The organism is Hahella sp. HNIBRBA332, from assembly GCF_030719035.1.
In the GTDB taxonomy this organism is placed as follows: Bacteria; Pseudomonadota; Gammaproteobacteria; order Pseudomonadales; family Oleiphilaceae; genus Hahella.
In genome coordinates this window covers 1,598,769-1,611,800 of record NZ_CP132203.1, presented here as the reverse complement: position 1 = coordinate 1,611,800, position 13,032 = coordinate 1,598,769, and the positions used below count along the sequence as shown (strand labels likewise).

Genomic DNA, 13,032 nt, shown 5'->3' with positions numbered 1-13,032 from the left:
ATTTTACCTACTCTTTTGTTTTTTAAACCAGTATATTTACGCCCGCGTGGTTAAAGGGGTATCTAACCGCGCCAACATCAAAACTAAGGAAGGAATGACATGAATAACAAATTAGCGAAAAGCTACTCCCGGCTAACCTCTTCACTCACCCTCGGCGCTCTCATCGTTGCCGCCCCAGCAGGCGCAGCCAGCTTCCAAGTCACCAAATTCACCGACGGCTTTGATGGCGTATGCGACAGCGACTGTTCGTTGCGCGAAGCTATCCAACAGGCTAACGAGAATGCTGGCGCGGATAAAATTATCCTGGACGCAGGCGTCTACAAGTTATCCATCCCCGCCGACGGCGCCATGGATGAAGAAGACGAAAACCTGAACGGCGATCTGGACATCCTGGATGACCTGGTTATCGAGGGTCAGGGCATCGACATCAGCATCATCGACGCGGACGGCCTGGACCGCGCCATCGAAGTCCTGAAAGAAGTCAAAGTGGAACTGCGCGGCTTCACCATCCGTAACGGCAACGTGCGTGATTACGGCGGCGGCATCGAAAACTATGGCGAACTGATGCTGCGTCAAATGCGCATCACCGGCAACGTCACCAAAGGCGACCTGAACCCCGGCAACGGCGGCGGCATCTCCAACGAAGGCATGCTGGACATCTATCAGTCCATCCTTGACGACAACCGTGCGCAAGGCGACGAAGCCCACGGCGGGGCTATCTACAATACCGGCTCCCTGTTCGTGCGTGAAACCACTTTCGAAAACAACTCATCCGAGAACGAAAGCCTGACCGGCGCAGGCGGTGCGGTCTACAACCGCGGCGTAGCGGATATCTCCCGTACGACTTTCGCCAATAACGTCGCTGACTCCACCGGTTCCGCATTTCTGAACGATGACGCAGCCGACTTGTGGCTAAGCAATAGCACACTGAGCGGCAACATCGCTCTGGGTGAGAATGGCGCAGCGCTGGTGAACGGCGTCACCAATCCGACTCTGCAAGGCGTCGCCACCATGAAAGTCGTTCATGTCACCCTGGCGGACAACACCGGCCATGGCTTCTATAACTATGGCGACGTCAACGTGCGCAACAGCCTGATGGTCGGCAACCACCTGCTCGACAACAGCGGCTTCGCCGACTGTGCGGACTACGGCGTATCCTACCGCAACAAAGGCCTGATGACTGGCATCGGCGCAGGTAACTGTAAGGCGGATATGGAAGTGGCCAGCGAAGACGTGTTCACCCAAGTGCTCTATCCTTTGATGGACAATACCGGTCTGACCAAAACCCATCGTCTGCGTGAAACCAGCCCGGCGATTGACGCTGGCATGGGTCTCTGCGCCAGAACCGATCAACGTCGCGTAGTGCGTCCCAAAGACGGCAATGGCGATGGCGTTGAGAATTGCGATTTGGGCTCTTTTGAATTCGTCATGCCCTAATACGCATCGGTTGAGATGAACAGCCAACGGGGGAGCGCTTCACACGCTCCCTTTTTTCGTCCCCCCATCCTCGCCATCAGCTCCCATCCGCAATCTTCCCTCTTGACGCTCTGGACTGATTAAAAATACGCTTCACCCTATGTCGTAAATAACCACTAACCTAATGAAATTACGAAAATTTACTGCATAAAAGCCCATTTAGGGTTTATGATCCGGGTCCCACATTTTTATTTATTGCGGAAAAACTGGAGCGCCGTTTAAAGCGGCAATATCCGCAGTCGGTTACAACACCAGGACAGTAGTTGTGAACAAAATATCCCCAAACCATCTCTTGTGCGCGCGGCCCGGCCGCATGCTGAACTCCCTGACGCGGCTCGCCCGTCTGGTTCCGTCTGCGCTATTTCTGGCAGGCGCAACTGCATCGGCGTTGGCGGCTGAGAGTAAATACTACGGCGTCATCGACCAGTATCCGATCACCATGACGCTGTCGATCGAAGAAAACGGTTCTGTAAAAGGCGGCTACTATTACGACCGCTACAAAACGGCCATCGAACTGCATGGGGGCATTCAAGGCTCGAATATCCACCTGGAAAGCAGCGCTCCCAAAGGCAGAGATGAAGAGAACTTTGACGGCAGCTTCACCACTACCGTCATCGCCGGCCACAGCAACAATGCCGGAGCCGTCATACCCAACGAGATCAAGGGATACTGGACCCACTCTGGTAAAAAGCTGCCGTTTACTCTTACCCTGGGGCCCTATGAAGATGGCAAGCTGACTTGCGAGGAAATGAGCTCACAGCCGGCGCGCATATTTTCGGAAGCTCCTGATCTTGGTTCAGGCAGAGGCAGTCCACTGGAAGTGGACTATCAGTGCCCCGAGAGTTTGGCTGAACAGCCGTTCCTGCAGAACTTGAAGGCATTGAGCGATGCGTTCCGCAGCGAACAAGGCTCACATGCATGCACAGGCACGATTGTTTACGTCCAATGGCGTTATTACCACTTTCAACTGCTTGAGGCAGGCTTCGCGCCGGAAGTAAATCTGGCACGCATTGCTGCGAAAGACAGAGCGCGCTATCGCGCAGCGACATTGGACTACCTCCGCTACTGGTCCCTGGAGAGCATCTACAATCTGCCCTACTACCACCAATACCTGCAAGTCATGCAACAGGCGGAAAACGATCTGGCCGCCCACTACGCCAGCCGCTTCGGCATGGACGACAGCAAAGCGCAAGCCGCCGCACAAGCCGGCGTGGACTTGTTCCTGCAACGAGCGGCGGGGGCGTATCCCAGTAGCCAGGATTACACCGTCGCGCCGCTGGCGACGTTGCTGTTCAATGACAAACCGCCAGCCTTGGACACAGTGCAAAAGCTTATCACCGACGCCGACCAAAGCGCCCGCCTGCAAGCGTTGAACGCAGCCTTGGGACTGGGGTTATCGACAGAAATCGTCGAAACCCTGCTGGATTCGGTTAAAGACCTTAATCAGGGCGATGAGTCGCCTTTGTTCTTTGCAGTGCATAATCCGGACAATATGCGTTTGTTGCTCAGCAAAGGGGCGGATGTCAACTATCAAAACGGCTTCGGCAAAACTGCGCTGTATTACGCCATTCAGTTCAATTTGCCCGAGTCCGCGCAGGCTCTGCTGAATGCAGGCGCGGAGGTTAACCATCGTTATAAGTCAGGGCCAGAGGTCCAGTACGATTGCCGCTACAACATCACCCGCACCTTGCGTAGCCCGCTGATGCACGCAGCTCAACATGCTGATACAGCCATGTTGGAACTGTTAATCAAGGCTGGGGCCGATCCCTTATTGGTGGACGGTCTGGGCGACACTGCACTGACTTACGCAGAAGAGAACGACAAGCCTGAGAATGCGGCCTATTTGAAAAATCTCGCCGCGCAGTCTCAGGCGAGCGTAAATCAATAACGCCCCTTTATTCATTCTAAAACCGCCTCAGGGCGGTTTTTATATGCCAGGAATACGCCCACAAAAAAGGGCCGCTTAGCGACCCTTTTACCTTGGACAGTTGCGGAAGCGCAGTTTACTTACCGCATAGCGACCATTACATGCGTTTTTTATCCAGCCCCAATACAGACAAGGTTCTGGAACGTACGCGGTGCAGCAGCTCTGCATTGTCCACCAACGACTCCCCATAGGAAGGAATCATCTCCTTCAGTTTGGCGTTCCAGTCTGCGCTGCTCAAACGATCCTTGAAGCAACGTTCGATCACGTCGACCATCGCCTTCACCGCTACGGAAGCGCCTGGCGAAGCGCCCAACAGCGCCGCCAGCGAGCCGTCTTTGGAAGCCACCAGCTCGGTGCCGAATTCCAGTTTGCCGCGGCCTTGCGCATCACGCTTGATGATCTGCACGCGCTGTCCGGCTTCCGCCAGCGTCCAGTCGTCTTCTTTCGCTTCGGGGAAGTAGTTCAGCAGCGACTTCACGCGATCTGAATGCGACTGCATCGCTTCTTTAATCAGGTAACGGGTCAGGTCCATGTTATTAATGCCCACGGACATGATCGGCCCAAAGTTGTTGGCGCGGATAGAGCCGAACAAATCGAAAGAAGAGCCTGTTTTCAGGAATTTGGTGGTGAATCCAGCGTAGGGTCCAAACAGCAACGCGGGCTCGCCGTTGATGATGCGGGTGTCCAGGTGCGGCACCGACATGGGCGGCGCGCCGATAGCTGCTTTACCGTATACTTTGGCGTAATGACGTTTGACGATATCCGGTTTCTTGCACACCAGCCACTGACCGCTGACTGGGAAACCGCCGTAGCCGTCGCCTTCCGGGATGCCGGATTTTTGCAGCAACGGCAACGCGCCGCCGCCGGCGCCCAGGAATACAAAGCCTGCGTCGATGGTTTTGCTTCCGCCGTTGTGGCTGTCGGACAAATGCACTGTCCAGCGTCCGTCCGTTTTTTGCTTCAGGCTCTTAACCGGATGGCTCAGCAACAATTCAAAGTTGGCGTTCTTTTGCAGGTGCTCCACCATATTGCGGGTCAGAGAGCCGAAATCCACATCGGAACCGTAGCGAACGCGAGTCGCCGCCACTTTCTGCATGGGGTCGCGATGCTCCATGACCAGCGGCATCCAATCCTGCAGCGTGCGGGGATCGTCACTGAACTCCATGTCTTTGAATAAGTGATGAGCGCTCAATAACTGATGACGCTTGCGCAGAAACGCGATGTCCGACTCGCCCCAAACGAAGCTTTCGTGCGGACAGGTGTTGATAAATTCATTGGGACTGGGCAGTCCGCCGCGCTCCACCAGAAAGCTCCAGAACTGCAGCGACACTTCGAAAGAAGCATTGATAGCAAGCGCCCGGGTGATTTCAATGTCGCCACCGCCGGTTTCCGGGGTGTAGTTCAGCTCACAATATCCAGCGTGGCCTGTGCCTGCATTATTCCAGCCGTATGTGCTTTCGTGGGCGACATGATCGAGTCTTTCCACCATGACGATATTTAAGGATGGGTCCAACTGCATCAGCATCGTCCCTAGGGTCGTGCTCATAACACCGCCGCCGACTAGCAGCACATCCGCCTTTTTTACAGTCATTACAATCGCGCCTTTGCAAGAAAATCAAAATCTGGTGACAAGCATTAAAACCGCCGCCGATTATGGAGGATTTGGGCGAAAGGTCAAAGATAAGTAGGTCCGCCCCTGGCGAGAAGCGTTTGCTTTTCTGCTCTGTCGGAGGCTATGTTCCTGTCGCCTCGATATTGGAAGAGAACCCGAAAAGCCAAACGTACCTGGCCACGGGGTCGCAATTATACCTTAATTTAATCGCTAAACGAGCGTTTAATTGCTTACGGATAATTTATTGTGACAAGCCCGGCTTCATCAGGGTCAGCCCCACCCAGTATAGGGAGGCATAACCCATTGTAATAAATAAGAAATATTACTGTAGCAACGGAGATCCGTCCTGCGCAAAGCGGTAGCCATGAATTTCCGCCGCCTCCACCAGCCTGTGCAAATAATCCACAATCGCACGACGCTCAGCCAGCTCATGCAAATAGCTGCGCAATTTATCCTCTACGTATGAGAACGGCAAAAGATCGCCAGGAATGTTGCGCTCCACCCAGACCACATGAACGCCGTATCGGCTCTCTACGGGACTGGCGATCAAACCATGATCATGACGAAATACCGCCGCCTCGAACTCGGCGACAGTTTGCCCCCGCGATAACTGTCCGAGCGAGCCGCCCTGCTCCTTGGACGGGCAGGCGGAGAACTTTTGCGCCAGCATGGCGAACTGCTCTGGATGAGATTGCAGGCGCTCGATCAACACTTTGGCCTGCTCCAGCTTCAGTGAGCGTTCTTTGACGTCGTCGGGAGCCGCCGCCAGCAGGATATGCCTGGCCTCCACCAATGGAGATGAGCTGAACTGCTGCGGATGGCCTTGGTAGAACCGTTCGCACTCCGCAACTGTTGGTTCGCGCACCGGGGCTTCTTGCTGCAGTAGTTGTTCAATCACTTCATCCCGGGATAACCCGTCTGTTTCCATTCCCAGCGCTTGCGCCCGTTGTCGCAACAGCTCGCCGATGATCAAGGCGCGCGCCGCCTGATTCAACGCGTCTTCACGACTTTCCGAGGGAAAATACTGCATTTCCTGACACATCGCTGCTTCAGAGATTGCAACGCCGTTTACGCTGATGTCTGTGCTCATGGTCTTCCTCACTGTGCTTCTTGCAAGTCGCCCCTGCCCTCTGCAATTAGAAAGCTCGGGGCGGGCGTTGCGGAAAGGGCCTTTATCTCGCCCGAACGACTTGATAGTTGCGGGTAAAGTAGCGCACCGGCACGCTCCACACATGCACCAGCCGGCTGAACGGGAACAGCAGAAACAGGGTCATTCCCAGGAAGATGTGCAGTTTATAGATCACATGCACGCTGCTTACCGCCGCCGCTGCATCTGCGGCATTAAAGGTAACCAGGGATTGCGCCCAGCTCATCAGCTTGAGCATTTCGGTCCCGTCCATGTGACCAGCGGAAACGAAGATGCTGAGCAATCCCAGAATCAGTTGCGCATAGAGCAACAACAGAATCGCTATATCCATTTTGCTGGAGTTGGCGCGCACCCGTGGATTGGTCAGGCGGCGCTTGATCAGAATGGTCAGCCCGGCGAAGCAGATAATTCCAAACAATCCGCCAATGCCCATCGCCATGGCCTGCTTGAAGCTGGTGGAAACGCCCAGCGCATGCCACACCGCTTTCGGCGTCAGCAAACCGACGAAGTGTCCCGCCAGGATGGCGATGACGCCGATATGAAACAGGATGCTGCCGATGCGCAACTGGCGGCTTTCAAATATCTGGCTGGAACTGGTTTTCCAGGTGTACTGATCCCTGTCATAACGGATCAAACTGCCGAGGAAAAAGACCGCCAGCGCGATGTAGGGATAAACGGAAAACAGAAGTGTATTGATATAGTTCATGATATTTCTCCTCAACCCAGATTGGACTGGCGCTCGGCCATCGCCGCAGGGTCCAGTAACTGCACCGGCATGACGTCGTCTTTGCGCTGACTCGCCGCCGGACGATAACGCGCGTCGCCGCAACTGTTCATGGCGCTGTCCTGCGTGAAGGTCACCGCTTCTTCTTCCCAGATTTTGTCCAGGGCTTCTGGGGTGTCGTCACGCTCCTCGCCCTTGATCTGTTCGCGCAACGAAGCCAGATTCACGTCCACTTCGGCAAGCTCGATCAGCGCATGAATCAACAGTGCGTATGGGCTTTCGCGTTCTTCCAGACGCGCCGCCAACAGAGCGAGAATATGCGCCACGTCCTGTAACCATCCTCTCGCCTGTTCGCCCTGCGTCGCGGCGAACTCAAGGTAAACCGGCAGATAATCCGGCAATTCGCGCACACTGATTTCCAGACCCGCCTCACGGTATTGTTGCAACAGGTTGACCATGGCCTGCCCGCGATCCCGGGATTCGCCGTGCACATGCTCAAACAGGTGCAGGGATACCGCCCGGCCGCGTTCGAACAAGCCGTCATATTCACTCTGCAAATCCAATAAATCACGACTGAAAAAATCGTCGATAAAATTTTCCAGACGCCGCCGGGTTAAGGTTGTCAGAAGCTGGTCATCCTTAACCAAGCCTCTGACAAGCGCCGAACTCGCATACAATTCCTCGGTAGGGTAATCCAACAACCGGGATATCAACTTCAAAATGACCATGATTAATCCTCCTGCCGCACCGGTATAACCTGACGCACCGTCGCCTGTTTGCCGCCAAACAGGTTCACCGGATTGTCTCCGTCGGAGCAGCCATTGCCGAAGCTGAAGCCGCAACTGCTCTTGAGATCGTAAGCGTTCTCTGCGTATTCCCGGTGAGTGGTGGGAATCACAAAGCGGTCTTCGTAATTGGCCAGGGCCATGATGCGATACATGTCCTCCACCAGGGATTTGGTCAGACCAACCTGCTCCAGGACTTTCAGATCCTCGACCTTATCCACATGCTTGGCGCGCATGTAGGCGCGCATGGCGATCATACGCTCCAGCGCCCGCACTACAGGGGCTTCATCTCCCGCCGTCAGCATGTTGGCCAGATAACGCAGGGGAATGCGCAGGCTTTTCAGGTCTGGAATTTCGCCGTTCATGCCAACGTGACCTTGCTCAACGGCATTCTGGATCGGGCTGAGCGGCGGCACATACCAGACCATGGGTAAAGTGCGGTATTCCGGGTGTAGCGGCAGCGCCACCTTCCAGTCAATCGCCATCTTGTAGACTGGCGACTGCATGGCCGCCTCCAGCCAAGCCTGCGGAATGCCTTCCGCCCGCGCCGCTTCCTGCACTTTGGGATCATGGGGATCCAGAAAGATGTCGCACTGCGCCTGATACAGATCCTGATCCGAAGCCGCAGAGGCCGCATCTTTGATACGATCCGCGTCGTACAGCAATACGCCCAGATAACGGATGCGGCCGACGCAGGTTTCCGAACAGACGGTCGGCTGCCCGCTTTCTATACGCGGATAGCAGAAGATGCACTTCTCGGACTTACCGCTCTTCCAGTTGTAATAGATCTTTTTGTAGGGACAGGCGGAGACGCACATTCTCCAGCCGCGGCATTTGTCCTGATCGATCAGCACAATGCCGTCCTCCTCCCGTTTGTAGATGGCGCCGCTGGGACAGGAGGCCACACAGGCGGGATTCAAACAGTGCTCGCACAAGCGCGGCAGATACATCAAGAAGGTTTTTTCAAACTCGCCGTACATGTCCGCCTGCACCTGATCAAAGTTTTTGTCTTTGCGGCGCTTGGCGAATTCCGTGCCCAGGATTTCCTCCCAGTTGGGCCCCCACTCGATTTTCTCCATGCGGCGGCCGTCAATCAGCGAGCGCGGACGCGCGGTGGGCTGATGCTTGCGGTCCGGCGCGGTGTGCAGATATTGATAGTCGTAATCAAAGGGCTCGTAATATTCATCGATTGTCGGCAGATCCGGATTGCCGAAAATATTCGCCAACACCCGATGACGGCCGCCGATGCGCGGCTTCAAGGTTCCATCGGCGCCGCGTTTCCAGCCGCCTTTCCATTTTTCCTGATTCTCCCATTCTTTGGGATAGCCGACGCCGGGCTTACTTTCCACGTTGTTGAACCAGGCGTACTCCACCCCTTCCCGCGACGTCCATACGTTCTTGCAGGTGATGGAGCAGGTGTGACAGCCGATACACTTGTCCAGATTCAGGACCATTCCGATTTGAGCGCGTACTTTCATAATCTGTCTCCAATCACTCTGTATCTAGCCAGTCAACATTGTTCATTTTACGTACGATGACGAATTCATCGCGGTTACAGCCTACAGTGCCGTAGTAGTTAAAGCCGTAAGACTGTTGCGCGTAGCCACCGATCATATGGGTCGGTTTCATGACCGCCCGGGTCACGGAGTTGTGGATGCCGCCCCGGGTTTGGGTCATTTCCGCTCCGGGTGTATTGATGATCCGCTCCTGGGCGTGATACATCATCGCCATGCCTTCCGGCACCCTTTGCGACACCACCGCCCGTGCGGCGATGGAGCCGTTGACATTGAACACCTCGATCCAGTCGTTATCCTCCAGACCGGCCTTCTTGGCGTCGGTTTCGCTCATCCACACGATGGGGCCGCCCCGGGACAGCGTCAGCATTAGCAAGTTGTCTGAATAGGTGCTGTGAATGCCCCATTTCTGGTGCGGCGTGATCCAGTTGAGCAGGATCTCCTTGTTGCCGTTGGGTTTGCTGTTCATCACCGGCGAGGTGGTTTTCAGGTTGATCGGCGGCTTGTATACGCACATGGTTTCGCCGAAATCACGCATCCACTCATGGTCCTGATAGAACTGCTGACGGCCGGTGATGGTGCGCCAGGGAATCATCTCGTGCACGTTGGTGTAGCCCGCGTTGTAGCTCACATGCTCATCCTCCAGACCCGACCAGGTGGGCGAGGATATGATCTTGCGGGGCTGCGCCACGATATCGCGGAAGCGGATTTTCTCTTCCTCTTTCGGCCGCGCCAGATGGGTATGATCAAGACCGGTAGCGCGCCCAAGCGCTTCCCAGGCTTTTACCGCCACATGACCATTGGTCTCCGGCGCCAGGGACAGAATCACTTCCGCCGCGTCGATGGCGCTTTCGATTTTGGGGCGACCGCCGCGGGCGCTGTCCTCGTCGTGCGTCAGGTTTAGTTTGGCGAGGAACGCCACTTCCTCTTTGGTATCCCAGTTGATGCCTTTGCCGCCGTTGCCCAGTTTGTCCAGCAACGGACCGATGGAGGTGAAGCGATTGTAGGTGTTGGGGTAATCCCGCTCCACTACGACCATGTTGGGCGCCGTCTTGCCGGGAATCAGGTCGCACTCCCCTTTCCACCAGTGTTTAACGCCAAACGGCTGGGCGATTTCAGCCGGAGTGTCGTGCAGAATCGGCACAGTCACCAAGTCTTTTTCCACGCCCAGATGGCCTTGCGCCGCAACTGAAAATTGCTTGGCGATGCCTTTGAAAATGTCCCAGTCGCTGCGCGCTTCCCATACCGGATCCACCGCTTTGGACAGAGGATGAATGAAGGGGTGCATGTCTGACGTATTCAGATCGTCCTTTTCGTACCAAGTCGCCGTGGGTAGCACGATGTCGGAATACAGGCAGGTAGTGGACATACGAAAATCCAGCGTCACCAGCAGATCCACCTTGCCTTCCGGCGCTTCGTCACGCCAAATCACGTCATCTGGCTTGGTTTCGCCCATTTCCCCGAGATCTTTGCCCAGCAGACCGTGTTTGGTTCCCAACAGGTGCCGCAGCATGTACTCATGGCCTTTGCCGGAGGAGCCCAGCAGGTTGCTGCGCCAGATAAACATGTTGCGGGGATAGTTCTGTGGGTTGTCCGGGTCCTCGCAGGCGAACTTCAGTTGCCCTTCTTTCAACAGTTTGACGGCGTAATCTTTCGGGTCCATGCCCTCCACCGCCGCTTCTTTGGTCAGCATCAACGGGTTCATACCCAGTTGCGGCGCAGACGGCAGCCAGCCCATACGCTCGGCGCGGGTATTGTAATCAATGATGGAGGCGCTCCATTTGCCTTTGTCTGCGAGAGGCGACACCACTTCCGTCATCTGCAGTTTTTCATAACGCCATTGGTCGGCATGGTTATAAAAGAAGGAGGTGCCGTTCATCTGCCGGGGCGGACGCTGCCAATCCAGGCCAAACGCCAGAGGCAGCCAGCCGCACTGAGGCCGCAGCTTCTCCTGTCCCACATAGTGCGCCCAACCGCCGCCGCTTTGACCGACGCATCCGCACAGCATCAGCATATTGATCAGGCCGCGGTAGTTCATGTCCATGTGATACCAGTGGTTCAGCGCAGCCCCGACGATGACCATAGAGCGGCCGTGGGTTTTATCCGCATTGCGGGCGAACTCACGCGCCACGCGGATCACGTCCGCCTGCGGAACGCCGGTGATTTTTTCCTGCCAGGCCGGCGTATAGGGAATATCGTCGGAATAGTCCTTGGCGCACGCCGGGTCGTTATAGCCGTTGTCGACGCCATAGTTAGCCACCGTCAGGTCGAACACGCAGGCGACTTTTACGGTAGAGCCGTCCGCCAGCTGTACGTGCTTCACCGGCACTTTGCGGATCAGCAGTTCATCGTGATCGGTGTGCTGGAAGTAGTCGTACTCATGCTCTTGCCCGCCAAAATAGGGAAACGCCACTGGCGCGATTTCATCGCTGATATTTTTCAGACTGAGCGCCAGTTTGACTTCCGCGCCGGATTTGCCGTCCAGTTGCTGAATGTTCCATTTGCCCTGCTCGCCCCAGCGGTATCCTACTGACCCAGTAGGCGACACCAACTCACCAGAAGCTTCGTTGACGGCGATGGTTTTCCATTCCGGGTTATTATCCTGCCCTAGATTACCGGCCAGATCTGAGGCGCGCAGGAAACGCCCCTGAACATAGTAACCATCATGCTCTTCCAGCATGACCAACATGGGCATGTCGGTGTAGCGGCGCACGTAATCAGTGAAGTATTCGCTGGGATTATCGATATGGAAATCCTTCAGAATCACATGACCAAACGCCATGGCCAGCGCGGAATCGGTTCCTTGTTTAGGCGCCAGCCAGGTATCGCCAAACTTGGAGCACTCGGAATAGTCCGAGGTGATGACGCAGGTCTTGGTTCCTTTGTAACGCACTTCAGTCAGGAAGTGGGCGTCCGGGGTACGCGTCTGCGGCACGTTGGAGCCCCAGGCGATGATGTAATTGGAGTTGTACCAGTCCGCCGCTTCCGGCACGTCGGTCTGCTCGCCCCAGATTTGCGGGGACGCCGGCGGCAAATCGCAATACCAGTCGTAAAAACTCAGACAGTTACCGCCGATCAGTGACAAATAACGGGAGCCAGCGGCGTAAGAGACCATCGACATGGCGGGAATCGGCGAAAACCCGGAGATACGGTCTGGACCATAACGCTTCGCGGTATAAACGTTTGCGGCGGCGATAATCTCGTTGACCTCATCCCATGAACTGCGCACGAATCCGCCCAAACCACGGCGTTGCTTGTAAGACTTGGCCTTGGCCGGATCTTCAACAATGCTTTCCCAGGCGTCGACGGGGTCGTCGTGCCTTTGCTTCGCTTCGCGCCACAGCTTTATCAGGCTTTGTCTGATCTTGGGATACTTAAGCCGGTTAGCGCTGTAGATGTACCAGGAATAACTGGCGCCCCGCGGACACCCTCTGGGTTCATGATTGGGGAGGTCCGGACGCGTGCGAGGATAGTCGGTCTGCTGGGTTTCCCAGGTCACCAGACCGTCTTTGACGTAGATCTTCCAGCTACAGGACCCGGTGCAATTCACCCCATGAGTGGAGCGCACAATTTTATCGTGTTGCCAACGACGGCGATAACCGTCTTCCCAGCTACGATCGTCTTTGGTGGTGGCGCCGTGTCCATCCGCGAAAGTCTCTCCTTTGCGTTTGAAAAACTGCAGTCTATCCAGAAAATGGCTCATGTCGGACTCCTCATCAGAACCTGCTTCGAAGCATGGAGCACAGCGTTAGAGACAGGTCGTTTTTTTAATTTCAAATTCATTCTAGGAGAGCCCGGGGGACTATAATTGATGCAAATCAAAGCGGTTTTTGGGGGACGCGTCAGT

The 13,032-nt window shown here is 55.6% G+C and carries 8 protein-coding genes; 2 read left to right on the top strand and 6 right to left on the bottom strand.

Going from position 1 to position 13,032, the window contains the following annotated elements; genetic code table 11:
* Positions 1-99 precede the first annotated feature (99 nt).
* On the top strand, positions 100-1,437 hold the full coding sequence (locus O5O45_RS07575; protein WP_305904615.1) for a CSLREA domain-containing protein: 1,338 nt from the start codon (positions 100-102) through the stop codon (positions 1,435-1,437).
* A 304-nt stretch (positions 1,438-1,741) separates the two neighbouring features.
* Entirely contained in the window at positions 1,742-3,364 is a 1,623-nt protein-coding gene (locus O5O45_RS07570; RefSeq protein WP_305904614.1) for an ankyrin repeat domain-containing protein, read from the top strand.
* A 136-nt stretch (positions 3,365-3,500) separates the two neighbouring features.
* On the opposite strand, the gene mqo is transcribed toward O5O45_RS07570, so the two are convergent.
* The 6 genes from mqo to O5O45_RS07540 all read right to left on the bottom strand — a co-directional run bounded on the left by mqo (position 3,501) and on the right by O5O45_RS07540 (position 12,888).
* Positions 3,501-4,994, bottom strand: coding sequence for a malate dehydrogenase (quinone) (gene mqo / locus O5O45_RS07565; RefSeq protein ID WP_305904613.1), 1,494 nt, complete (start codon positions 4,992-4,994; stop codon positions 3,501-3,503).
* 343 nt (positions 4,995-5,337) lie between these two features.
* Positions 5,338-6,105: a peptidylprolyl isomerase gene (locus O5O45_RS07560; RefSeq protein WP_305904612.1), complete on the bottom strand. Its 768-nt coding sequence runs from the start codon at positions 6,103-6,105 to the stop codon at positions 5,338-5,340.
* Positions 6,106-6,187: 82 nt separating this feature from the next.
* Positions 6,188-6,868 carry a respiratory nitrate reductase subunit gamma gene (narI, locus tag O5O45_RS07555; protein WP_305904611.1) on the bottom strand — a complete coding sequence of 227 codons (681 nt, stop codon included), beginning with the start codon at positions 6,866-6,868 and terminating at the stop codon, positions 6,188-6,190.
* An 11-nt stretch (positions 6,869-6,879) separates the two neighbouring features.
* Positions 6,880-7,614 carry a nitrate reductase molybdenum cofactor assembly chaperone gene (gene narJ / locus O5O45_RS07550; protein ID WP_305904610.1) on the bottom strand — a complete coding sequence of 245 codons (735 nt, stop codon included), beginning with the start codon at positions 7,612-7,614 and terminating at the stop codon, positions 6,880-6,882.
* A 2-nt stretch (positions 7,615-7,616) separates the two neighbouring features.
* Positions 7,617-9,149: a nitrate reductase subunit beta gene (gene narH / locus O5O45_RS07545; RefSeq protein WP_216738049.1), complete on the bottom strand. Its 1,533-nt coding sequence runs from the start codon at positions 9,147-9,149 to the stop codon at positions 7,617-7,619.
* A gap of 13 nt (positions 9,150-9,162) precedes the next feature.
* Entirely contained in the window at positions 9,163-12,888 is a 3,726-nt protein-coding gene (locus O5O45_RS07540; RefSeq protein ID WP_305904609.1) for a nitrate reductase subunit alpha, read from the bottom strand.
* Positions 12,889-13,032 lie beyond the last annotated feature (144 nt).